Below are 21932 nucleotides of genomic sequence, written 5' to 3'. Positions count from 1 at the left end.
GGCTGGGAAAGAACACGAAAAAAGGGCGCAGGAATATAGCCGAACCGTCATTCTCCCGGCAAACCGGACCCGGTCAAATAGGCACGGGGCGGCGCGGGTTGGGGTGCGTCCGGGTGGGGACCTACTCCCGGGCGACCCCCTGAACCGAGCCGATGGAGCGGATCCAGGGACCCTCGTTGCGGACCGCCTCGGGCAGGTCGGATGCTGCGCCTTCGGCGGCGTCGCGATTGCTAAACGAACCGGCCAGCACGACCACAAAGTCGCGATCGTTGACCCGCGTGGGGATGTAGCGGATGCCGCCCAGGTTGTGGCGATCCGCATAGCCGCGGGCAGTAGACATGTCCGGGGCCGCGATCAGCTGGATGGTGAACGCATCGGAGGACTGGTTGCCGAGCCACTCCAGGTCGCCGCGCAGGCGCTCGCTGTCACCATCCTCGTCGGCCAGGGCCTCGGTTGTCGTCTCCGGTTTCGGCTCGGGCTCTGGCTCTGGTTCTGGCTCCGGTTCTGGCTCCGGTTCAGGCTCGGGTTCAGGCTCGGGTTCAGGCTCGGGTTCAGGCTCGGGTTCAGGCTCGGGTTCCGGCGCGGGCTCGGGTTGTGGCTCAGGTTCCGCGGCTGGTTCGGCCTCGATGCCGGCGATTGGGTCACCGCTCGGGGGTTCCCGGCCAGGCAGGGGCTCGACGTCCGGGCCGGTCAGCGTGTCGTCGGTATGCTCCAGCGGGTCGGGGGCGACCTGGTCGTCCTCCCCCGGGGATGCCGGGGGCCTGGTTTCGGGTAGCGGGAGTTCGACGACCTCCTGTTCCGCCTCGGTTTCGCGGCCGTCCATCAGCTGCAGGGCGACAGGGGCGGCGATACCGATCGCGACCGTGGCCGCGACCGCCGGCACGAACCATCGCTGATTCCAGAAGGGGGCGGTGCGCTGCTCCCCCTTGGGTTCGTCCAGTTCGTACTCGGATTCCGGTGGTCGTTCCGGCTCGTCATCGCTGTCGGTTTGTGCGAGGGCCTCGGCGGCCGGGGTGAACTCGTCTTCGTCGCGCTGGGCCCGCAGCATCGGGCCGCTGTCGCGATCGAGGTCGGCGTCGGAGTCGAGGGTGACGCCCGTGGCCTCCGATGCCGTGGGCGACGGTTCATCCTCGCGTTCGGCCTCGTCACCCAGCGCGATGCCGGAAGCGGTGGCGCCCGGTGCCGTGGATGCGCCGGCCGCACTGGCTGCATGGCGCTCACTGCGGCAATGGCGTTCCAGGACCTGGTTGGCTTCGCGGTTCAGGTTGCCGGGCAGGCCCTGGCTGGTGGTCTGCAGGTGGTGGATCGTGTCCTGGTCGAGCAGGCGCTCCGGATCGTCGAGGCCTGCCGCCTGCAGACGGTGACGCAGGTACGCGGCTGTCTGCTCCAGATTGAAGGCACGCAGGTTGACGCGCGTGACCTGGTCTTCGTCGGAGGGGTCCGGCAGGTACAGGCGGCGGCGGAGCAGGCCGCCGGAGCCCACCAGCACGATGCGCGGTGCGCGGCCCTGGGACTCGAGTACCTCGCTGCGCATGCGCATCAGGTTGTTCACGATGTCGGTGCCCACCAGATGGGCGTCGTCCATCGCGATTACCGGGTCCATGCCGATCGCCACGCGTTCGGCCAGCAATTCGGTCAGGGGTCGATCGGGGTCGTCCGCGTTCTGCGAGCGCAGGTAACTGCGAATGGTGTGATCGACCGACTCGAACTGGGTGTTGATGCGCGCGCGAAAGGCGATCAGTTCGAAGGGTTCTGGCAGCATGGCCAGCAGGCGCATCAACTGCAGGCTGCGCCCGGAACCGTTCTCGCCGGTCATGATCACGATGGCGCCCGGGGCATCGAGGGCGGCGCGCGCCGATTCCAGCAGGCCGTCCAGCAGCGGATCGGTGTAGATGAAATGTTCGTCGGGCGTCTCGTCGAACGGCGCCGTGTGCAGGCCGAGCTGTTTCAGGCATTGGTCGGAAAGCGCCATGGGTCTCAGTCTCAGGTCAGCGTGCCCAGATCGAACAGGCGGTGGTGTTCACGGATGGCGTGGCGGTCGGTCATGCCCGCGATGTAGTCGGCAATCGCGCGCTGCGGCGCATGCGGGTCGGTGCCCGCCAGTTGTTCGGCGTGCCGCTGGAAGCGTTCCGGCATCAGCCGCGGCTCGGAGTCGAACGCGGCGAACAGGTCCTGAATCAGCTGGCGTGCCTTGTGCATCACCGCGTGCACCTGATGGTGGTGGTACAGGTTCTCGCGCAGGAAGACCTTCAGCTCGTGCGCCTGGTCCGCCATCTCCGGGCTGAAGCGGATCAGGGACTGGTCAGCCTGGCGGACATCGTCCGGGCTTTGCACCCGCTGATCATCAATCGCGGCCTGGCTGGTCTCGATCAGGTCGGAGACCAGGGCGTCGATCATGCGGCGAACGGTTTCGTGCTGAACCCGTCGCGGCTCAAGGCCCGGGTAGCGTGCGTGCACTGCCTCCAGGCATTCGCGGAACAGGCTCACCTCGGTCAGCTGGTCCATGTCGAGCAGTCCGGAGCGCAGGCCGTCGTCGACATCGTGGTTGTTGTAGGCGATCTCGTCGGCCACGTTGGCGAGCTGCGCCTCCAGCGAGGGCTGCTGCTTCTCGAGAAATCGCCGCCCGATTGCGCCCAATTCCAGCGCCCGTTGCGGCGAGCAGTGCTTGAGGATGCCCTCGCGTGTCTCGAAGGTCAGGTTCAGGCCGTCGAATTCCGCGTAGTGGCGCTCCAGCAGGTCGACGATGCGCAGCGACTGCAGGTTGTGCTCGAAGCCGCCGTACGCCTTCATGCAGTCGTTCAGGGCATGCTGGCCGGCATGGCCGAACGGGGTGTGGCCGAGGTCGTGCGCCAGGGCGATGGCCTCGACCAGGTCCTCGTTCAGGCGCAGGGCACGGGCGATCGAGCGACCGATCTGCGCGACCTCCAGCGAGTGGGTCAGGCGGTTGCGGAACAGGTCGCCCTCGTGGCTGATGAAGACCTGGGTCTTGTATTCCAGGCGGCGAAACGCGCTGGAGTGCACGATGCGGTCGCGATCGCGCTGGAAATCGCTGCGGTGGCGTGGCGGCGCTTCCGGGTGGTTCCGGCCGCGCGAGGCCGCGGGGTCGGCGGCGTACGCCGCGAGCCCGGAGGCCCGGTCGACCCGGGGTGTGGTGGCCAGGGCCTCAGGCGACACGGGTGCCCTCGTGCAGGGTCGCGTCCAGCGCCGACACGTCGAACTGGTCGGTGAGTTCGGCCTGGCCGATCCCCCGTAACAGCACCAGACGCAGACGGCCGCTGGCGACCTTCTTGTCGATCGCCATCAGCTCGCGGAAGCGCTCGGCGGTCATGTGGTCTGGCGGATCCAGTGCCAGGCCGGCGCGCTGGATCAGGGCCTCGGCGCGTTCGCGCTCGGCCGGGCTCAGCCAGCCCATGCGTTCCGACATGCGTGCGGCCATCGCCATACCCGTGCCCACGGCCTCGCCGTGCAGCCATTCGCCATAGCCCATGCCGGCCTCGATCGCGTGGCCGAAGGTATGGCCCAGATTCAGCAGGGCGCGGATGCCGCCTTCGCGTTCGTCGGCGGCGACGATCTCGGCCTTGCAGGCGCAGGAGCGGTGGATGGCCCGGGCCAGCGCCTCGGGCTCCAGGGCGCGCAGGTCGTCGATGTGGGCCTCCAGCCAGGCGAAGAACTCGGCGTCGCGGATCAGTCCGTACTTGATGACCTCGGCCAGTCCCGCCTGCAGCTCGCGCTCGGGCAGCGTCTTCAGGGTGTCGGTGTCGATCAGCACCGCGCGCGGCTGGTGGAAGGCGCCGATCATGTTCTTGCCCAGCGGGTGGTTGACCCCGGTCTTGCCGCCCACCGAGGAGTCGACCTGGGCCAGCAGGGTGGTCGGGACCTGGACGAAATCGATCCCGCGCTGGTAGATCGCCGCGGCGAATCCCGCAATATCGCCGACCACGCCTCCGCCCAGCGCGACGATGCGGCTGCCGCGGTCGAGCCGGGCCTCCAGCAGGCGGGTGATGATCGATTCCACCGTGGCCAGGGTCTTGTGGGCCTCGCCATCGGGCAGCTCGATCCAGAGGGGCTCGCCAGCGATCCCGCACTGGCCGAGCGTTTCGCGCAGGGACTCGCCGTACAGCGGACCCACGGTGGTGTTCGTCACCACCGCCACGCGGCGGCCCTCGAGCGCCGGGCGCAGGGTGTCGGCGGCGGCGAGCTGGCCCGGTCCGATCCGGATGGGGTAGCTGCGCTCGCCCAGCTCGACGTTCAGGTTTTGCGTGCCGGGTGCGTTCATCAGGGGCATCATAGCGTGCGTGCCGCTTTGGGCGTAAGCGCGTGCGCGGTCAGGATGGGTATCGCTTCACGGACTTTTGCAAATGGCGCCGGTTGGATTACCATAGGGAGTTCTGCATGGCTGCCCGGAGTGTTTCGGGTGGCGTTTTTGTTTTGGTAGACGAATCAGCATTCGCATCCGGAGATTGTATGCCGCACGTACGAGTTCGCGAGAATGAGCCCTTCGAGGTTGCCCTGCGCCGTTTCAAGCGCACCTGTGAGAAGGCCGGCGTGGTCGCGGAAGTCCGCCGCCGCGAGTACTACGAGAAGCCGACCACCGAGCGCAAGCGCAAGGCCGCCGCAGCGGTGAAGCGCCAGCTGAAGAAGAATTCCCGCGACATGACCCGTCGGGTGCGTCTGTACTAAGAATCGCCTTTCGGGCGTCAGGCCCGGATCGAGGACCCTTCCAATGTCGCTCAAGGCCCGGTTGCAGGATGACGTGAAGCAGGCCATGCGGGCCCGGGAGAAGGAACGCCTTGCGGCGCTGCGCCTGATCCAGGCCGAGGTCTCGCAGTTCGAGGTCGACGAGCGGCGCGAGGCCGACGACGACGCGGTGCTGGCCATCCTCAACCGGATGCTCAAGCAGCGTCGCGACTCCATCGACCAGTACCGCAAGGGTGGCCGCGAGGACCTGGCCGAGCGCGAGGCCGCCGAGATCACGGTGATCGAGGCGTACATGCCCGAGCCGCTGGGCGACGCCGAGCTGGAGCAGATGATTGGCGAGGCGATTGCCGAAACCGGCGCCGCCGGTCCCAGCGACATGGGCAAGGTAATGGGCGTGCTCAAGCCCCGGGTCTTCGGCCGCGCGGACATGGGCGTTGTCAGCCAGAAGGTCCGTGCAGCGCTAGGGTAACGCGGGTGAATGTACGCATTCGCGTTGGTGCTGCCGGTTTCCCGAGACAAGGCGCGTCGTGCAGCGGGTAGTGGTTCTACCCGCAAGTGGCGCAACGCTGTATCGGGGAACAGGCAGCTCCAACCCCCACCATTTTATTGGGCGAAGGGGCTCGGCCGATTTTGCCTGCTGACGGCGTTGCGGCTCGCTTATGTAGCTCGGCTACACCGCGCTCACCGCGCCTTGTCAGCAGGCAAAATCGACTCGAGCGCGAATGCGTACATTCACCCGCGTTACCCTGGAGATTTCTTGACCGTTACGCTTGGTTGAGCGAAACGTTCCTTTCCTGAACGCATGAACGGTTGAACCCCGTGGCGTCATGCCGCCGGTTCCCGTCGGAGCGAGTGATCCATGGCTTCCAATCCGATGCAGTTCCTGGACCTGCCGCGCCAGGACCCTCAGAAGACCCCTGCCGAGATCCGTATCCACGAGTTCGGCGAGATCATCGGTCAGTTCGATCCGGCGACCGCGGGTCAGCAGGCGGGCCGCTGCCTGGCGTGTGGCAATCCGTACTGCGAATGGAAATGCCCGGTCCACAACTTCATCCCGAACTGGCTGAAGCTGGTGGAAGAGGGCAACCTGTTCGCCGCCGCCGAGCTTTCGCACAAGACCAACTCCCTGCCCGAGGTCTGCGGCCGAGTCTGCCCGCAGGACCGCCTGTGCGAGGGCGCCTGCACGCTGAACGACGGTTTCGGCGCGGTCACCATCGGCTCGGTCGAGAAGTACATCACCGACGAGGCCCTGAAGGCCGGCTGGCGCCCGGACCTGTCCGATGTCACCCCGACCGACAAGCGTGTAGCCGTAATCGGCGCCGGCCCGGCCGGTTTGGGGTGCGCCGATATCCTGGCGCGCAACGGCGTGCAGGCGGTGGTCTATGACCGCTACCCGGAGATCGGCGGTCTGCTGACCTTCGGCATCCCGCCGTTCAAGCTCGAAAAGCAGGTGATCCGCACCCGCCGCGAGGTCCTCGAGGGCATGGGCGTGGAGTTTCGCCTGAACACCGAGATCGGCCGCGACGTCCATATGGATACCCTGCTGGAGGAATACGACGCCGTGTTCCTCGGCATGGGGACATACACCGCGATGCAGGGTGGTTTCCCGGGCGAGGACCTGCCGGGGGTGTATCCGGCGCTGCCGTTCCTGATCTCCAACATCCGCCAGGTGATGGGCTGGGAACACGATGAAGACGGCTTTATCGACGTGACCGGTCAGCGTGTGGTGGTCCTCGGCGGTGGCGACACTGCGATGGACTGCAATCGCACCTCGATCCGACAGGGCGCAGCCTCCGTGACCTGCGCCTATCGCCGCGACGAGGAAAACATGCCGGGTTCGCGCAAGGAAGTGGTGCATGCCCGCGAAGAGGGCGTCCAGTTCGAGTTCAACGTGCAGCCGGTCGAGATCGTCGGCGACGGCAAGGTCGAGGGCGTGAAGGTGGTGCGCACCCAGATGGGCGCGCCGGACGAGCGCGGCCGCCGTCGGCCGGAGCCGGTGCCGGGCTCCGAGCATGTGATCCCGGCCGACCGTGTGCTGATCGCGTTTGGTTTCCGTCCTTCCCCAGCCGACTGGTTCGCCGAATACAAGATCGGCGTGGACGAGGGCGGCCGCGTGCAGGCCGTCGGCGACCACGCCTTCCAGACCGGCAACCCGAAGGTCTTCGCCGGCGGCGACATGGTGCGCGGTTCGGACCTGGTTGTGACCGCTGTCTTCGAGGGCCGCGAGGCCGCCGAAGGCATTCTTGAATATCTCGGCGTTTGAGCTCTTCGATGTCCCAGCCCCTGAAGAATGACCGCCTGCTGCGCGCGCTACTGCGCGAGCCCGTGGACCGCCCACCGATCTGGATCATGCGCCAGGCCGGACGCTACCTGCCGGAGTACCGCGAGACCCGCGCCCAGGCCGGCAGCTTCATGAACCTGTGTCAGAACCCGGAGCTGGCCTGCGAAGTCACGATGCAGCCGCTGCGCCGCTTCCCTCTGGATGCAGCGATCCTGTTCTCGGACATCCTCACCATCCCGGATGCGATGGGGCTGGGACTGTACTTCGAGACCGGCGAGGGGCCGCGCTTCCGCGACCCGATCCGTTCGCTCGAGGCGATCGAGAACCTGCCGGTGCCGGATCCGGAGCAGGAGTTGCGCTACGTAATGGACGCGGTGCGCCTGATCCGCCGCGAGCTGAATGGCGAGGTGCCGCTGATCGGCTTTGCCGGCAGTCCGTGGACGCTGGCCACCTATATGGTCGAGGGCCAGGGCTCGCGCGACTTCGCCGAGACCAAGCGGCTGATGTACGGCGAACCGCAGGCGATGCATGCGCTCCTGCAGAAGGTCGCCTCCTCGGTCACCGAATATCTGAACGCGCAGATTCGCGCCGGTGCGCAGGCCGTGATGGTCTTCGATACCTGGGGCGGCTCGCTGACGCCGCGTGGCTATCGCGAGTTCTCGCTGGCCTACATGCAGCGCATCGTCGATGGCCTGATCCGGGACCACGACGGCCGCCGCGTGCCGGTCACGCTGTTCACCAAGGGTGGCGATGCCTGGCTCGAGGCGCAGGTCGAGACCGGCGCCGATGCGCTGGGGCTGGACTGGACGATCGAGATTGGCGAGGCGAGCCGCCGCGTGGGCGACCGCGTGGCGCTGCAGGGCAACCTGGATCCGTCGGTGCTGTACGCGCCGGATGCGGTCGTGCGGGAGGAGGCCCTGCGGGTGCTGGACGGGTTCGACCGCGATACCGGGCATGTCTTCAACCTGGGGCACGGGATTCATCCGGGCATCGACCCGGATCGGGTTGCGACACTGGTCGAGACCGTGACCTCCTACCGGCGCGATTGACTCAGTGCATTCTCAAGCCTGGAGCGCCCTGATCAGGGCGGCCTGATCAGGGCGCGCTGGCGGTCGCGGGTGCGTCAGCGTTTGCGACCGCCAGCAGCTGATCGACCTCCGCGCGCCCGGCGCGGGGCATGGGTTTGCCATCCACCGGCGATGGCGGCGCCTGGCGCAGCCCGTCCAGCGGGAACACGGTCAGTTCGATGTCCGTGTCGTGTGGCCCGCGAAAGCTCAGAAACGGCACACGCTGTTCGCGCCCCTGGCGACTGCGATAGCGGCGTTCGCCGGTCTGACACCGGATCCCGCGTTCGCCCAGATCGAGGATGACCTCCTCCACCGTCTCCGCAAACGCGTGCAGATTGACCAGTGGCTGGCGCTCGACGATGCCGTCCAGTAGCGGCCCGACCAGGCGCGGTTCCAGCTCCGCCAGCCGTTCCATCACGATCCGAGCGGCCTCGAGGCGGTCGCGATAGGCCTGACGACTGTCGTCGGTTGCGAACAGGCGACTGCGCTCGATCGCGGCCGCCTGGATCTCGCTGTTGCGCGGCATCTCGTGGCGGGAATCGACACCCAGATGCTCGGCCGCCTTGCGCTTGGCCAGCGCAAAGTCCCGGACCCCATCGTCCAACAGGATCCTGGCGGCCTCCTGGGCCAGTTCCTGACGTATACGAGAAGGATTCATCAGAACACCGATTCGGGTGGGCTCTGGCCGTTCTCCCCGCTGGGACCCGAGGGTGCCTGGCCGCGCTCCGGAACCTGTTGCGGGATCAGCCACTGGATGTTGGCTCCCGGGGTCTCCTCGCTTGGTGCGCGACGGCCGTCGGGCAGGATGGCTACACGCTGCAGGTCATCCGGCCGCTCGACCGGTCGCTCCGGCGCGTCGGTCAGGACCGAGTCCATGAACCGTACCCAGAGCGGGAGCGCTGTGCGTCCACCGCTCTCGCGCCGGCCCAGTTCACGGTTGTCGTCGAAGCCGACCCAGGCGGTGGCCACGATGTCGGCGTTGAAGCCCGAGAACCACGCATCGCGATAGCTGTTGGTGGTGCCTGTCTTGCCTGCCAGGTCCGAGCGCCCCAGCTGCTGCGCCTGGCGCCCGGTGCCGGCGGTGATCACGTGCCCCAGCATGTTGCTCATCTGCCAGGCGGCACCCGGCTCCAGGACCTGTGCCGGGTCGGTGTACTGGAGCGGGCCCCCGCTGGCGTTCAGGTACAGGTCCTGGCCGGGCGGGTTTTCGCAGGGGTCGGGGCAGGCCCGCTCCGTTGGGGCCTTGTAGAGCAGTTCGCCGTCGCCCGTCTCGATGCGCGTGATCATCCACGGGCTGTGCAGTTTGCCGCCGGAGGCGAACACGCTATAGGCATTGTTCAGTTGCAGGGGTGTAACCCCGCCGGTGCCGAGCACCATTGACAGGTTGCTCGGGTGCTGGTCCGGGTCCAGGCCGAAGCGTGGCAATTGTTCGTGCACGCGCTGCGGCCCGAGGCTGTTGAGCAGGCGGATCGATGCCAGGTTGCGCGACTGGGCCAGGGCATCGCGCATGCTCATCTCGCCCTGGAACTGGCGAGAGTAGTTCTGCGGTCGCCACTCGGCCCCCAGCGCGGGATCGTCGAAGACCATCGGCGCGTCCACCAGCATACCTTCCGGGCGATAGCCTTCCTGTAGCGCCAGCGCGTACACCAGCGGCTTGAACGCGGAGCCTGGCTGACGCTGGGCCTGGGTGCTGCGGTCATACCGGTTCTCGAAGAAGTCGAAACCGCCGGCCAGGGCGACAATGGCCCCATCCTCGGGCGACTGGGCGATGACTGCGCCGGTTACTTCCGGTTTTTGTGCCAGACGCCAGCGCCCATCCGTGTAGGGGCGGACGCGAACCACGTCGCCCACCTCGAACTCGGGGTTGCGTGCCCATTCCTGGTCGCGCGGTGCGATGGTGAGCTCGCCGATCTGGCCGCCGTCGACGTGCAACGTGCCGTCGCCTTCGCGTTCCATGACGACCACCGGGAACAGCAGGCGCCCGTGCACGCCGCGCGCCTTCAGGGCGCGCATGCGCGACTCGGCGTCGGCCATGCTCTCCTCGCCCAGTCGATCCTCCGGCCCGCGATACCCGTGGCGTTCGTCGTATTGCAGCAGGCCCTCGCGCAAGGCCTGGTTGGCGGCCTCCTGGTAGCGGGAGTCGATGGAGGTATGCACCTGCAGACCGCGCCGGTAGGCGTCGTCGCCCCAGAGGTTAAACACAATCTGGCGGGCCGCCTCCGCCACCCAGTGGGCATCGACCTCGGTGGCGGCCACGTGCCGCTCGGACGATACCGGGCGGGCCACTGCTTCCTCGTATTCCGACTCGCTGATCGCGCCGGTATCCAGCATGCGCCGCAACACATAATTGCGACGAATCTCGGCGCGCTGGGCGCTGGCGACCGGGTTGGTCGTGGAGGGGGCTTTGGGCAGTGCCGCGAGGACAGCGATCTCGTCCAGCTCCAGCTCGTCGACCGAGCGGTCGAAGTAGACCCGTGCGGCTGCCTCGATCCCGTAGGCGCGCTGGCCCAGGTAAATCTTGTTGAGGTACAGCTCGAGGATCTCGTCCTTCGTCATCTCCTGTTCCATGCGAATGGCCAGGAAGATCTCGCGCAGCTTGCGTTCATAGGTACGGTCGCGTGTCAGAAAGACATTGCGCGCCAGCTGCATGGTGATCGTGGACCCCCCCTGACTGCGGTCGCCGCGCGTGGAAATCTCGTTGATCGCCGCTCTTGCCAGGCCAACAATGTCGACCCCGGGATGATCGTAGAACCGCTCGTCCTCGGCCGCGATAAAGGCCTGGCGGACGCGTTCGGGGATTTCGTCGATTGGCAGCGGGATGCGGCGTTCCTCTGCGAATTCGCCCATCAGCAGACCATCGGCGGTGCGGACCTGTAGCGGGGTTTGCAGACGTACATCACGTACGGCCTCTGCCTCCGGGAGGGTCGGGGCATAGTGCACGTAGAGCGCCGCAATGGCCGCGGATACGCCGATTCCGGCCGCCAGAACCAGGGCCAGTAACGCCGCAAAAATCTTGAGAATCGGCTTCATGACTGTAAAAAAAGTGGGGCCAAGGTAAGAAGTAGCTTTCAAAGCAACTTGCAACCCGGATTTCGCAGTGTATATTGTGAACGAGCTAGCATACTTGATTGTAACGCTACCAGTTACTTTCATCGGGGTATACAGGGGGACGTGTGCTGAGTCTCGGAAAGAGCAAGCAGGGACTGCTGGGTGTGGATGTCAGTTCCGCCGCGGTGAAGGTGCTGGAGCTCGCCCGCCAGGGTAAGGGCTACCGGGTCGAAGCCTTTGCGGTGGAGCCACTGCCGGACGGTGTGATGGTGGACAAGGTCTGCCAGGACACCGAGGCGGTGGGGAACGCGCTCGCGCGCGCGGTCAAACGCTCCGGCACAAAGCTCAAGCACTGTGCAATGGCCGTCCCATCCTCGGCGGTCATCACCAAGACCATCCAGATGCCGGCCACGCTCAGCGACCCCGAGCTCGAGGGCCAGGTCTTCGTCGAGGCCGATCAGTACATCCCCTACACGCTCGAAGAGGTCAATCTGGACTTCCAGGTCCTTGGCAAGAACGAAAAGAACCCCCAGCTGGTCGACGTCCTGGTCGTCGCCTCGCGGCGCGAGAATGTCGACTCGCGCGTGGCGATCGCCGAATCCGCCAAGCTGACCCCCGAGCTGGTCGATGTCGAGGCCTACGCGATCGAGCACGCCTCCGGACGTCTGATGGAGCAGATTCCCGATCGCGAGAACAAGCCTGTCGTCGCCATCGTCGACGTCGGTTCCTCGGTGACGGCGGTCTATGTCGTCAGCCAGACCGAGGGGGTGGTCTACACCCGCGAGCAGAACTTCGGCGGGCGTATGCTTACCGAGGAGATCATGCGCCGCTACAGCATGAACTATCAGGAGGCCGGTTCCGCCAAGATGAGCGGCGACCTTCCGGCCGACTATGTCAGCAATATCCTCGAACCCTTCAAGCAGACGATGATGGACCAGATCCAGCGTCTGCTGCAGTACTTCTACGTGACCCGCCCGCAGGATTCGATCGACCACATCCTGCTCGGTGGCGGTTGCGCGGCGATCGCGGGTGTCGACGAGATGCTCGAGGAAAGCTCCGGGACGCCGGTATCGATTGCCAATCCGTTTCGCGGGATGGCGCTTTCCCGCCGTGTGAATCAGCAGCGCTTCGCCAATGATGCCCCCGCGCTGCTTACGGCCTGTGGCCTGGCCCTCAGGGGGTACGCCGGATGATCCACATCAATCTCCTCCCGTGGCGCGAGAGGGCTCGCGAGCAGCGACGCAAGCAATTCTTTGGTGCCGTGGGCGGCGCAGTCGTGGTCGGGATACTGCTGGCGTTCGGCGGGCATACCTTCATGAGCGCGCTGATCGATCACCAGCAGTCGCGCAACCAGATGCTGGAGAGCGAGATCCGCGAGCTGGACCGCAAGATTGCCCGCATCCGCGACCTGGATGAACAGCGCGAGGCCCTGATTGCGCGCATGGAGGTCATCCAGACGCTGCAGGCTCGCCGCCCGGAGGCCGTGCACCTGTTCGATCAGCTGGTCGAGACGCTGCCGGATGGTACCTATCTCAACGAGGTGCGCCAGGAAGGCGAGCACATCAGCCTGACGGGGCGTTCCGAATCCAATACCCGGATCTCCGCTCTGATGCGTCGTATCGACGCCTCGCCCTGGCTGGCTGACTCCAACCTGCAGATTATCGAGCGGCGCGAGGAAGGGCGCCTGCAGGTGCGTGACTTCCGCCTCGACGCCACCCAGACACGGCCGGCGGATGTCGAGGAGGATTCCTGATGAATATCAAGGAACTCAACGAAATCGACCTCAACAACATTGGCGAGGCGTCCGGGGGTGTCAAGGCGCTGATCCTCGTTGTGATCGTACTGCTCATCCTGGGGCTGTCCTATTACTTCTTCATTGGCGAGCAGCGTACCGAGCTGGAACGCGCGGAGAATCGCGAGCAGCAGCTGCGCGCCGAGTTCGAGGAGAAGCAACAGCGTGCCGCCAACCTCGAGGCCTATGAGGAGCAGCTCGAGGAGATGGAACGCATGTTTGCCTCGTTGCTGGAGTTGTTGCCCAGCAGCGCCGAGATTCCCAGTTTGCTGGTGGATATTTCACAGACCGGTTTGCAGGCCGGGCTCGAGATCGAACTGTTCGAGCCGCGTGGGGAAAACCGCCGGGACTTCTACGCCGAGGTCCCGATCCGCTTGCGGGTACGCGGCGACTACGAGGAGCTTGCCGAGTTCGTCAGCGGGACCTCGGCCCTCCCGCGTGTGGTGACCATGCATGATATGCACATCCGTCGGGGCGATAACGATGACGACCTGCTGATGGACGCCACCGCGCGCACTTACCGCTACCTGGAGGACCACTGATGCGGAACCCTGCACAGCGATCCCTGGGAGCGGCACTCGCACTCGGCCTGCTGGGCACACTTGTCCTGTCGGCTTGTGCCCCGGACAAGAGCGACCTGGAACACTACGTCGCGGAGGTCAACGAGCGCCCGGGTAGTGGCATCGATCCGATCCCGACGCTGGAGCCGCACGAGCCGTTCCTGTACCCCGGACATACCCGCTCCCCGTTCGACTCCTCCGTGATCGCGCAGCCCGACCTGGCGGTGGCCGAGGGCGAGCCCGGCGATGCCGAGATCGATCCCGATCGCCCGCGTGAATTTCTCGAGAGCTTCCCGCTCGATTCGCTGCGGATGGTGGGCTCGCTGGAACAGGACGAGGTGCGATATGCCCTGGTGCGTACGCCGGATCGGGGCATTCAGCGCGTGACCGTTGGCAATTACATGGGCGAGAACCACGGCCGGATCGTCGAGATCACCGCCACCCGGGTGAAGCTGGTCGAGGTGGTCCCGGATGCCTTCGGTGGGTACGTGGAACGCGAAAACTCCGTGGCGCTGGCCGACTAGCGGTCGGGGGGAGCGATAACGATGATGAACCGAATGGGCCGCTATACCGGCAACAACTACAGGGGATTACACATGGGTTCTTCCATGCGCGCGCTGGCGGGCACCGTGATGGCGGGTTTGCTGTTCATGGTTTCGCAGGGGGTGGCGGCGACCGAACTGGAAGAGATTCGGGCGGCCAGCATCAGTGGTGACCGGGTGCAGGTCAATCTGCGCTTCTCCGATACGCCCCCTGAAGATGTCCGCGCCTTCGCCATCGACTCCCCGCCGCGGATCGCCCTGGACCTCCCCGACGCCGGGAACGCACTGCGCAGCCGCGAGACGGATCTCAACGTCGGGCCGTTGCTGACCGCCACCGCCGTCGAGTCGGGCGACCGCACCCGCGTGGTGCTGAACCTTACCCAGCCCTCCGAGTATCAGACTCGGGTGGACGGTAACAACCTGATCCTGACCCTGGGGCGCGGGGTCTCCGAGGCTGACGCCGACGTGGAGCAGGTGGCCGAGCGAGTCGGCGAGCCGACCGAGCGGACCACGCGCAGCGCGCGCCCGGTCGAGATCACGGGCATCGATTTTCGCCGCGGCTCCGAGGGCGAGGGGCGAGTCGAGATCGACCTCTCGCGCTCGGGGGCCGAGGTCAACGTGCGCGAGCAGGCGGGCAAGGTCGAGCTGACGTTCCCGCGCGCCCGGGTGGACGAATCCCTCGAGCGGCGTCTGGACGTGCTCGATTTCGCCACACCGGTTCGTACCGTCGATACCGTTGCCGAGCGCGAGCGTGTGCGTATGGAAGTCGACGCGCACGGGGAATACGAGGTTCTCTCCTACCAAAGCGACCGTCGCTTCGTGCTCGAGGTGGCACCGATTACCGAAGCCGAGCGCGAGGCCCGTCGTCGCGAGGAAGAGCAGTTCGAGGGCGAGCGCCTGTCGCTGAACTTCCAGGACATCGAGGTACGCTCGGTCCTGCAGCTGCTGGCCGATTTCACCGACCTCAACATTGTCGTGAGCGATACCGTTGACGGCAACATGACGCTGCGGCTGAACAATGTGCCCTGGGATCAGGCGTTGGACATCATCCTGCGCTCTCGCGGGCTCGATAAGCGCATGGACGGCAACGTGATCTACGTCGCTCCGAGCGACGAGATTGCGGCTCGCGAGCGTCTGGAACTGGAGGCACAGCGTGATCGCCAGGAACTGGAACCGCTGCGCACCGAATTTGTGCAGATCAATTTCGCTCAGGCGGAGCAGATCGCCTCGCTGATCCGCGGTGACGAGACCGGCCAGTTCCTGTCCGAGCGTGGCAGCATCACCATCGACAGCCGCACCAACACGCTGCTGGTGCAGGACACGCAGAGTCGCATCGAGGACGTACGTCGTCTGGTGCAGACCCTCGATGTGCCCGTGCAGCAGGTGCTGATCGAGACCCGCATCGTGATTGCGGAAGACACCTTCAATCGCGAGCTGGGGGCCCGTTTCGGCATCAGTGGCACGCGTGGTGACCGCCGCACCCAAGTCGGCGGGGCGGGCTCGATTGAGGGCGCAGATGATGCCCGTGGCCGGGCAACCGGTGATTTGGGTGGCGTCGCCATTGGCGACCGTCTGAACAGTTCGTTGCCGGCTGCCGGCAATGCCGGTCAGGCCGGGATCAGCATCTTGCGCAGTGGTGTACTGCTCGATCTGGAGCTGTCGGCCCTGCAGGTCGAAGGGCGTGGCGAGATCATTTCCAGTCCGCGTGTGATTACCGCCAATGGCCAGACGGCTTCAATCCGGCAGGGCGAGGAGATCCCGTATCAGGAGGCTACCGCCTCCGGTGCGACCTCCACTCAGTTCATCGAGGCAGTGTTGTCCACGGAGGTGACCCCGCAGATTACCCCGAACGGCAACGTGATCCTGGATATCAACGTGACCAAGGACGAGCCCAGTCAACGCGAGGTCCTGGGTGTGCCGGGAATCAACAAGCGCGAGGTGCAGACCCAGGTATTCGTCGGCAATGGCGAGACGGTGGTTCTGGGTGGCGTTTACGAAATTACGAGCAGCGCGTCTTTGGAGAAGGTCCCGTTCTTTGGGGATATCCCGTTCCTGGGCAACCTGTTCCGCAACCGCTCCACGGAGAATACCAAGGCGGAGCTGCTAATCTTCGTGACCCCGCGCGTGCTCGACTAGGCGCGGGCGCTCTACCGGCCTCTGGATGAGTCGGCAGCAAGGTGCGAAAAAGCCGGGGGCTTGCCCCCGGCTTTTCTTTGTCCGGCTGGGCCAGTAGCCTTGCCGCCATGCAGAACATTGTCCTGGTAGGGCCCATGGGGGCCGGCAAGAGCACAATCGGGCGCGGGCTGGCCGGGCTGTTGCGGCGGCCGTTCTTCGATACCGATCAGGAGATCCAGCGCCGTACCGGCGTGGATATCCCCACGATCTTCGAGTTCGAGGGCGAGGCGGGTTTTCGCAAGCGCGAGTCTGCGATGCTGCAATCGCTGCTGGAGCGCGATGGTGCGGTGATCGCCACGGGCGGCGGGATTGTCGAGCGCCCGGAGAACCGCGACCTCTTGCGCCAACACTTCGTGATCTACCTGCGCGTCCCGGTGGAGGAGCAGTTCCGGCGCACGCGCCGCAATCGCAAGCGCCCGCTGCTGAACGAGGTGGCGGATCCGCGGGCCAAGCTGCAGGAGTTGTTCGAGCGCCGTGATCCGCTGTATCAGGAGGTTTCGAGTATGACGCTGGAGGGACGAGGTCGACGCGTGCGCGATGCCGTTCGCGGGGTCTGTGATGCCCTCAAGGTCCAGCGTCCGGATCTGTGCCAGCCCCGTTCCGAGGGCTGAACTTCTGGCGTCAGCACCGCTTGCACGTCAGTGCCGGGTGGAGCCGCCCCCATCCGGCACGAACATTCCCTGCTGGGAGGGCGGGGCGCGGCGACCGTGCGAGGCGTGGTGAAACTGCAGGCGCCAGCCCCCTTCGCTACGGCGCCAGGTCTGGCTGATCAGGATGGTCCCGGTGGCCGCCACATCGCCAGGGCGGGTAATCGCCTCCTCGATCACGAGACTCAGGCTATCGGCCGTTTCCTGGCGCCCGACGATGCGCGGCTCGATCCCGATATTCAGCTCGCGCGCGAATACCAGCAGCCAGCTCTCCATCACCTCGGCCACCCCGCGGTGAGCGCGCGGGCTGCCCGGGTGGACGCAGACGATATCCGGACGTTCTGCCCACAGTCGCATCATCTGTTCGATGTCCGCGGCGCGAAAGGCCTTGTAGTAGGCCGCCATGCATTCGTCACTCGTGCTTCCCATCAGTGAATCCGCCCCGCATCCCGGGCCGGTGGCGGATCCGGGTCGGGGCTGGCGTGGTGCAGAAACATCCGCCAGCTGTCCCCTTCGAGCCGGAAACCGTTCGTGGCCAGCATGACGCCACGGCGTTCGCCACTGACGTACAGGTTTTCGCGCAGGGTGTGGATCACCAGGTCCTGCCCCGCGATCACGTTCAGCTCGGTGCGCTGGATTACCACGCCGCGCATGTTCGGCAGGATGTCATCCCAGCTCTCGAGGATGACGTCGGTGCCCAACAGGCGTTCGCCCCCGGGGTGTATGCAGACGCACTCGGGGCTGTCCTGCCAGATCTCGCGCATGGCGTCAGGGTCGCCGGCCTGAAAGGCCTCGTAGAACGCCGCTTCGGCGCTTTCCGGAGAGGGGAAGGTAGCCATTACCGCTCGTCGTGCTCGGGTGAGGCCACATTGTCGCAGCCTGTCGCAGGGATGTCGCGGATGACGCGGATGACGCGGCGCGTCGCGGCCAGCACAATACGCCCCCGGTCGAATGACGAGAGCAACCATGGCGCGCATCCTGACTACGGGCATCGCAACGCTTGATCACACCCTGGACGTCGAGTGCTATCCGTGCGAGGACGACGAGGTTCGCGCGCTGGCCAGCTCCTCCCAGCCCGGGGGGAACGCGACCAACACCGCCCGTATCCTTGCGCAGTTCGGTCACCGCGTCGCGCTAGCGGCCGTTCTTGCGGAGGATCGGGCGGGTGTCTGGCTGCGCGAACGGCTGGTCGCCGCCGGCCTCGATATCGGTGCCTGTCCGCGGTCTCCGGGCGCGACCCCGACATCGCACATCCTGCGGTCGCGCGCGTCGGGCAGCCGCACGATCGTACATCATCGTGGCCTCCCCGAGCTGAGCGCGGCCGAGCTTCGCCGGATCGCCTGGGAGGAGTATGACTGGTTGCATTTCGAGGGGCGCCAGCCGGGGACCCTGAGCGAGATCCTGCCCCGGGTCCGCGAAGCCGTGACGGACCAGCCGATCTCGCTGGAACTGGAGAAACCACGTCCGGGGCTGGAGGCGTGTCTGGAGTGGGCCGATGTCCTTATGCTGTCGCGGGGCTGGGCAGAGGGGGTTGGCGCCCGCCCTGAAGAGGCTGTGGCCGAGCTGGCGCGCCGTTACCCCGGGCGTATTGTCACGGTGACGGCCGGGGCCGAGGGTGCCTGGCTCGCCCAGGATAACCACCAGGTGTACTGCGCCCCCACCCCGGGTTTGCGCGTCGTCGACAGCGTGGGCGCTGGTGATACTTTCAATGCCGGGCTGATTAACGCGCTGGTTTCGGGTGAGCCCCCCGAGCAGGCGCTGGTCGCGGCCGTGCGCCTGGCGGAGCGCAAGCTCCAGCAGGCAGGATTCGATGGCCTCGGCGACGTCTGACGCCGCGCTCTTACAGGTAATCGTCCAGCCAGGCCTGCAGGTCTTCTTCCTCGACCTCGCCGCGATGGGTGTCGCGGATGATGCCGTCGCGGTCGATCAGTACCGTGTAGGGCAGCGCCCCGATGCGGTTTCCGTACTCGCGACCGACTTCCACGGCCTCGTCCTGACCGATCAGGATCGGAAATTCGATCCCGAAGTCGTCGACGAAGTGCTGGGTCGCGCTGAGTTCGTCCACGGCGACCGCGACGATGGTGAAGCCATCGTCGCGGTGTTCTTCCCAGGTCTCCTGGAACAGCGGCATTTCCTTCTTGCACGGTGGGCACCAGGTGGCCCAGAAATTCAGCACGACCAGGTCGCCGTCCCATTCGCTCAACTGGCGTTCGTTGCCCTCGAGGTCCGGCAGGGTGAAGTCGATGCGGCGGTTACCCTGGGTATCCTCGGCGGCGGCTTCCGTGGCCCCGTTTCCGTTGGCCCCGGCGGTATCCATCTCGGGCGTGGGTTCCTCGCAGCCTGCCAGCACAAGGGCGCTGGCCGCCACGAGGGCGACCCAGCCGAACGGATGCGAACGATGCTTCATGGCGTTACCCCGATTGCGTTTTCGACGTGGGCCAGGAAGCGGTCGGCGTTCAGATAGCCCACGTTGCGATAGTTGCGCAGTTCGTTGCCGTCCTGGTCGTAGAAGATCATGGCCGGCGGCCCGAAGAGATTGAAGTGGCGCATCAGCTCGCGGTGCTCCGAGGTGTTGTCGGTCACGTCCGCCTTGAGCAGGTGTACATCCGCCATGGCATTGATTACGCGCTGGTCCTGGAACGTGGTGCGTTCGAGCCGCACGCAGTCCACGCACCAGTCGGCGTAGAAGTCCACGAACACCGGCTGGCCGTTTTCGCGCGCGCGGTCGACCTCGCGCTCGAGGTCTTCAAGGCTGTCGATGTAGGTGAACTCCATCTCCGTCGGGCCCTGCTCGGCCGTGGGGGGAGCCGCGGGCTGGGTCAGGCTGGCCAGCGGCCGGAACACGTCCTTGCCGCCGGTAGCCGCGCCGATCATCAGCAGGATGCCGTAGATGAGGATCACCACGCCCAGCCCCTTCCACAGGCTGTACCAGCCCGAGGTGCCCTCCGGCAACGAGCGCAGGGCGCCCATGTAGATCGCGGTGACGATCAGCAGAGTGGCCCACAGGAACATCGCCACCTGGCCGGGGATCACCCGTTCCAGCAGCCAGATGCCGATCGCGAGCAGACCGACGCCGAATGCTGCCTTGATGGTATCCATCCACGGACCGGCCTTCGGCAGCAGGCGGCCGGCCGAGGTGCCGATCGCCAGCAGCGGGGCGCCCATGCCCATGCTCAGGGAGAACAGGGCGATGCCGCCCAGTACCGCATCGCCGGTGTGGCTGATGTAGAGCAGGGCGCCAATCAGCGGGGCGGTTACGCACGGGCCGACAATCAGGGCCGAGAGGAAGCCCATGATCCCGGCGCCCATGTAGGTGCCGCCTTCCTGGCGGTTGCTGATCTGCGACAGCTTGCTCTGCACGCCGGCCGGCATCTGCAGTTCGTAGAAGCCGAACATCGACATCGCCAGTGCGATGAAAATCGCGACGAAGGTGCCGATGATCCAGGGGTTCTGGAACGCGGCCTGCAGGTTGGCCCCGGCCAGCCCGGCGAAGACCCCGGCGATGGTGTAGGTCAGCGCCATCGCCAGCACGAACACCAGCGAGATCAGGAATGCCTTGCGCGTGGTCAGGTTCTTCTGCCCGATGATGATGTTCGACAGGATCGGGATCATCGGGAACACGCAGGGGGTGAACGTCAGCAGCAGCCCGAAGCCGAAGAAGGCCAGGGCCACCAGCCAGATCTGGCCATCGGCCAGCTGGGCCGCGATGCGGTCCTGCTGCGTGACAGGGGCGGCCTCATCTTCTTCCTCCGGGACGACCTCCTCTTCGGGCGGGGCGGTCTCGATCTCGTCCAGGGCCTCGTCGCCGGTCTCGGGCAGTGCGTCCTCGTCGGCTTCGACGGCCAGGTCGTCAGCGAAACTGACCGATACCTCCTGGGTCAGCGGGGGGTAGCACACTCCCCCGTCCCAGCAGCCCTGGTAGTCGATCGCCAGCGTGATTTCGGAGACGTCGTCCTCGTCGCGCAGCACCGGGACCAGGATCTCCACCTCGTCGCGGTAGATCTCGGTTTCCCCGAAGAACTCGTCCTCGTGCATTTCGCCCTCGGGCGGATTGACGGGGCCCAGCTCGATACCGTCGCCCTCGGCGATGCGGACATCGAGCTGGTCGCGATAGAGGTAGTAGTCCTCCGCGATCTCGAAGCGCAGGATCACGGCATTCTGGCTGATCGCCTCGAGCGAAGCGGCAAAGGCCTCTTCCGGTTCGAGCAGGTCATCGGCCGCGCCCAGGTCGCCGGTCAGATCGCCCATCTCGTCCAGGGCGCTGCGTTCCTCTTCGACCGCTTCGTCTTCGGCGGCCTCCTCTTCGACCGCCTCTTCGCCGTTTTCGCCAGGCAGGCCCGGGAGCTCCAGCGAGACCGTCTGGAAGTGCGGCGGGTAGCACACGCCGATGTCCGCACAGCCCTGCGAGCGCGCGGTCAGTTCGATCTCGGTGCTGTCGGCCGCGAGGATGGGCAGCTCGATGCTGACCTCGTCGCGATAGGTCTCGACCTCGCCGAAGAACTCGTCGGTCTTCTTCTCGCCGTCCGGGATGTCCGGTTCGCCGAGTTCCAGCCCTTCGCTCTCGGGCTCGAACTCGAACTGCTCGCGATACATGTAGTAGCCGTCCGCGATCTCCCAGGTCAGGCGGATCGTGTCGGCATCAATGGCCTCGGCGCTCAGGCTGAACGCGTCATCCGGGTCCAGCAGATCGTCATCGAAGATGGCATGTGCCAGCCCCGGGGTCAGCAGGAATGCGACCAGCAGGGTCGCCAGCCAGTTGCGCAGTTTCAGGAGGTGCATTGCGTTATCCAGTCCAGGTAATCCGGGGATCCGTGCGTGATCGGCACGGCAATGATCTCCGGCGTTTCATAGGGGTGGTATTCCGTCAGGTGGGCCTGCAGGTCATCGCGGGCATCGACGGAGGTCTTGATCAGCAATGTGACTTCGGGATCGGTCTCGATATTCCCTTTCCACAAATAAACCGAGCGTCCGGCAGGGAGGATGTGCACGCAGGCCGCAAGCCCGCGTTGAACCAGATCACCCGCCAGACTCTCCGCCTCGGCGGCGTCGTCCAGGGTGGTGAGCACCAGCCAGGCGCGCACGTTCGTGTTGTCGGTTTCCTTCTCCGGCATGATCAGTTCTT

At 66.0% G+C, this 21932-nt stretch carries 21 protein-coding genes; 11 read left to right on the top strand and 10 right to left on the bottom strand.

What is annotated here, in order from left to right:
• Nucleotides 1-121: 121 nt before the first annotated feature.
• The 3 genes from C995_RS0100570 to aroB are packed head-to-tail and all read right to left on the bottom strand — an operon-like array spanning nt 122 to nt 4288.
• A complete protein-coding gene (locus tag C995_RS0100570; RefSeq protein ID WP_018863072.1) occupies nt 122-1972 on the bottom strand; it encodes an SPOR domain-containing protein in 1851 nt (616 codons plus the stop codon).
• Nucleotides 1973-1983: 11 nt separating this feature from the next.
• Complete coding sequence (locus C995_RS0100565; protein ID WP_018863071.1) at nt 1984-3174, bottom strand: deoxyguanosinetriphosphate triphosphohydrolase; 1191 nt, start codon at nt 3172-3174, stop codon at nt 1984-1986.
• Nucleotides 3164-4288 (bottom strand): 3-dehydroquinate synthase, encoded by a 1125-nt coding sequence (gene aroB, locus C995_RS0100560; protein WP_018863070.1) that lies wholly within the window; start codon nt 4286-4288, stop codon nt 3164-3166. Before aroB ends, C995_RS0100565 begins: the two co-directional genes overlap by 11 nt.
• 176 nt (nt 4289-4464) lie before the next feature.
• Between aroB and rpsU the strand changes: the two genes are divergently transcribed.
• The 4 genes from rpsU to hemE all read left to right on the top strand — a co-directional run bounded on the left by rpsU (nt 4465) and on the right by hemE (nt 8028).
• Nucleotides 4465-4680, top strand: a complete 216-nt coding sequence (gene rpsU / locus C995_RS0100555) for a 30S ribosomal protein S21 (RefSeq protein WP_012981683.1) — start codon at nt 4465-4467, stop codon at nt 4678-4680.
• Nucleotides 4681-4723: 43 nt separating this feature from the next.
• Nucleotides 4724-5167, top strand: a complete 444-nt coding sequence (locus tag C995_RS0100550; protein ID WP_018863069.1) for a GatB/YqeY domain-containing protein — start codon at nt 4724-4726, stop codon at nt 5165-5167.
• A 390-nt stretch (nt 5168-5557) separates the two neighbouring features.
• Complete coding sequence (locus tag C995_RS0100545) at nt 5558-6961, top strand: FAD-dependent oxidoreductase (protein ID WP_018863068.1); 1404 nt, start codon at nt 5558-5560, stop codon at nt 6959-6961.
• 8 nt (nt 6962-6969) lie between these two features.
• Nucleotides 6970-8028, top strand: a complete 1059-nt coding sequence (hemE, locus tag C995_RS0100540) for a uroporphyrinogen decarboxylase (protein WP_018863067.1) — start codon at nt 6970-6972, stop codon at nt 8026-8028.
• 46 nt (nt 8029-8074) lie between these two features.
• On the opposite strand, the gene C995_RS0100535 is transcribed toward hemE, so the two are convergent.
• Both C995_RS0100535 and C995_RS0100530 read right to left on the bottom strand, forming a co-directional pair.
• Nucleotides 8075-8704 (bottom strand): hypothetical protein, encoded by a 630-nt coding sequence (locus C995_RS0100535; protein ID WP_018863066.1) that lies wholly within the window; start codon nt 8702-8704, stop codon nt 8075-8077.
• Nucleotides 8704-11076, bottom strand: coding sequence for a penicillin-binding protein 1A (locus C995_RS0100530; protein ID WP_018863065.1), 2373 nt, complete (start codon nt 11074-11076; stop codon nt 8704-8706). Before C995_RS0100530 ends, C995_RS0100535 begins: the two co-directional genes overlap by 1 nt.
• A gap of 143 nt (nt 11077-11219) precedes the next feature.
• Between C995_RS0100530 and C995_RS0100525 the strand changes: the two genes are divergently transcribed.
• From C995_RS0100525 to C995_RS0100500, 6 genes are all read left to right on the top strand, one after another.
• Complete coding sequence (locus C995_RS0100525; RefSeq protein WP_018863064.1) at nt 11220-12287, top strand: pilus assembly protein PilM; 1068 nt, start codon at nt 11220-11222, stop codon at nt 12285-12287.
• Nucleotides 12284-12847: a PilN domain-containing protein gene (locus C995_RS0100520; RefSeq protein WP_018863063.1), complete on the top strand. Its 564-nt coding sequence runs from the start codon at nt 12284-12286 to the stop codon at nt 12845-12847. The genes C995_RS0100525 and C995_RS0100520 overlap by 4 nt, the downstream gene beginning before the upstream one ends.
• On the top strand, nt 12847-13428 hold the full coding sequence (locus tag C995_RS0100515) for a type 4a pilus biogenesis protein PilO (RefSeq protein ID WP_018863062.1): 582 nt from the start codon (nt 12847-12849) through the stop codon (nt 13426-13428). The genes C995_RS0100520 and C995_RS0100515 overlap by 1 nt, the downstream gene beginning before the upstream one ends.
• On the top strand, nt 13428-13970 hold the full coding sequence (locus C995_RS0100510) for a pilus assembly protein PilP (protein WP_018863061.1): 543 nt from the start codon (nt 13428-13430) through the stop codon (nt 13968-13970). The genes C995_RS0100515 and C995_RS0100510 overlap by 1 nt, the downstream gene beginning before the upstream one ends.
• Nucleotides 13971-14003: 33 nt before the next feature.
• Nucleotides 14004-16124, top strand: a complete 2121-nt coding sequence (gene pilQ, locus C995_RS0100505) for a type IV pilus secretin PilQ (protein ID WP_196800143.1) — start codon at nt 14004-14006, stop codon at nt 16122-16124.
• A 107-nt stretch (nt 16125-16231) separates the two neighbouring features.
• Nucleotides 16232-16774 carry a shikimate kinase gene (locus C995_RS0100500; RefSeq protein WP_018863059.1) on the top strand — a complete coding sequence of 181 codons (543 nt, stop codon included), beginning with the start codon at nt 16232-16234 and terminating at the stop codon, nt 16772-16774.
• A 27-nt stretch (nt 16775-16801) separates the two neighbouring features.
• Here C995_RS0100500 and C995_RS0100495 read toward each other — a convergent pair whose 3' ends face one another.
• On the bottom strand, nt 16802-17239 hold the full coding sequence (locus C995_RS0100495; protein WP_018863058.1) for a nuclear transport factor 2 family protein: 438 nt from the start codon (nt 17237-17239) through the stop codon (nt 16802-16804).
• Nucleotides 17239-17649: a nuclear transport factor 2 family protein gene (locus C995_RS0100490; RefSeq protein ID WP_018863057.1), complete on the bottom strand. Its 411-nt coding sequence runs from the start codon at nt 17647-17649 to the stop codon at nt 17239-17241. Before C995_RS0100490 ends, C995_RS0100495 begins: the two co-directional genes overlap by 1 nt.
• A gap of 127 nt (nt 17650-17776) precedes the next feature.
• Between C995_RS0100490 and C995_RS0100485 the strand changes: the two genes are divergently transcribed.
• A complete protein-coding gene (locus C995_RS0100485) occupies nt 17777-18640 on the top strand; it encodes a PfkB family carbohydrate kinase (protein WP_018863056.1) in 864 nt (287 codons plus the stop codon).
• Nucleotides 18641-18650: 10 nt separating this feature from the next.
• Here C995_RS0100485 and C995_RS0100480 read toward each other — a convergent pair whose 3' ends face one another.
• The 3 genes from C995_RS0100480 to cutA are packed head-to-tail and all read right to left on the bottom strand — an operon-like array spanning nt 18651 to nt 21921.
• Nucleotides 18651-19217, bottom strand: coding sequence for a peroxiredoxin (locus tag C995_RS0100480; protein ID WP_018863055.1), 567 nt, complete (start codon nt 19215-19217; stop codon nt 18651-18653).
• Nucleotides 19214-21589 (bottom strand): protein-disulfide reductase DsbD, encoded by a 2376-nt coding sequence (gene dsbD / locus C995_RS0100475; protein ID WP_018863054.1) that lies wholly within the window; start codon nt 21587-21589, stop codon nt 19214-19216. Before dsbD ends, C995_RS0100480 begins: the two co-directional genes overlap by 4 nt.
• Nucleotides 21577-21921 carry a divalent-cation tolerance protein CutA gene (gene cutA / locus C995_RS0100470; protein WP_018863053.1) on the bottom strand — a complete coding sequence of 115 codons (345 nt, stop codon included), beginning with the start codon at nt 21919-21921 and terminating at the stop codon, nt 21577-21579. Before cutA ends, dsbD begins: the two co-directional genes overlap by 13 nt.
• Nucleotides 21922-21932: the final 11 nt, after the last annotated feature.

Source organism: Thioalkalivibrio sp. ARh3 (assembly GCF_000377265.1).
In the GTDB taxonomy this organism is placed as follows: Bacteria; Pseudomonadota; Gammaproteobacteria; order Ectothiorhodospirales; family Ectothiorhodospiraceae; genus Thioalkalivibrio; species Thioalkalivibrio thiocyanoxidans.
This window is presented reverse-complemented; position numbering and strand designations above follow the sequence as displayed.

Excerpts from the sequence above, each read along its gene's own strand:
- C995_RS0100570 (WP_018863072.1), bottom strand. The coding sequence starts at position 1,972 with ATGGCGCTTTCCGACCAATGCCTGAAACAGCTCGGCCTGCACACGGCG.
- aroB (WP_018863070.1), bottom strand. The coding sequence starts at position 4,288 with ATGATGCCCCTGATGAACGCACCCGGCACGCAAAACCTGAACGTCGAG.
- rpsU (WP_012981683.1), top strand. The coding sequence starts at position 4,465 with ATGCCGCACGTACGAGTTCGCGAGAATGAGCCCTTCGAGGTTGCCCTG.
- C995_RS0100550 (WP_018863069.1), top strand. The coding sequence starts at position 4,724 with ATGTCGCTCAAGGCCCGGTTGCAGGATGACGTGAAGCAGGCCATGCGG.
- C995_RS0100545 (WP_018863068.1), top strand. The coding sequence starts at position 5,558 with ATGGCTTCCAATCCGATGCAGTTCCTGGACCTGCCGCGCCAGGACCCT.
- hemE (WP_018863067.1), top strand. The coding sequence starts at position 6,970 with ATGTCCCAGCCCCTGAAGAATGACCGCCTGCTGCGCGCGCTACTGCGC.
- C995_RS0100535 (WP_018863066.1), bottom strand. The coding sequence starts at position 8,704 with ATGAATCCTTCTCGTATACGTCAGGAACTGGCCCAGGAGGCCGCCAGG.
- C995_RS0100530 (WP_018863065.1), bottom strand. The coding sequence starts at position 11,076 with ATGAAGCCGATTCTCAAGATTTTTGCGGCGTTACTGGCCCTGGTTCTG.
- C995_RS0100520 (WP_018863063.1), top strand. The coding sequence starts at position 12,284 with ATGATCCACATCAATCTCCTCCCGTGGCGCGAGAGGGCTCGCGAGCAG.
- C995_RS0100515 (WP_018863062.1), top strand. The coding sequence starts at position 12,847 with ATGAATATCAAGGAACTCAACGAAATCGACCTCAACAACATTGGCGAG.
- C995_RS0100510 (WP_018863061.1), top strand. The coding sequence starts at position 13,428 with ATGCGGAACCCTGCACAGCGATCCCTGGGAGCGGCACTCGCACTCGGC.
- pilQ (WP_196800143.1), top strand. The coding sequence starts at position 14,004 with ATGGGCCGCTATACCGGCAACAACTACAGGGGATTACACATGGGTTCT.
- C995_RS0100500 (WP_018863059.1), top strand. The coding sequence starts at position 16,232 with ATGCAGAACATTGTCCTGGTAGGGCCCATGGGGGCCGGCAAGAGCACA.
- C995_RS0100495 (WP_018863058.1), bottom strand. The coding sequence starts at position 17,239 with ATGGGAAGCACGAGTGACGAATGCATGGCGGCCTACTACAAGGCCTTT.
- C995_RS0100490 (WP_018863057.1), bottom strand. The coding sequence starts at position 17,649 with ATGGCTACCTTCCCCTCTCCGGAAAGCGCCGAAGCGGCGTTCTACGAG.
- C995_RS0100485 (WP_018863056.1), top strand. The coding sequence starts at position 17,777 with ATGGCGCGCATCCTGACTACGGGCATCGCAACGCTTGATCACACCCTG.
- C995_RS0100480 (WP_018863055.1), bottom strand. The coding sequence starts at position 19,217 with ATGAAGCATCGTTCGCATCCGTTCGGCTGGGTCGCCCTCGTGGCGGCC.
- dsbD (WP_018863054.1), bottom strand. The coding sequence starts at position 21,589 with ATGCACCTCCTGAAACTGCGCAACTGGCTGGCGACCCTGCTGGTCGCA.
- cutA (WP_018863053.1), bottom strand. The coding sequence starts at position 21,921 with ATGCCGGAGAAGGAAACCGACAACACGAACGTGCGCGCCTGGCTGGTG.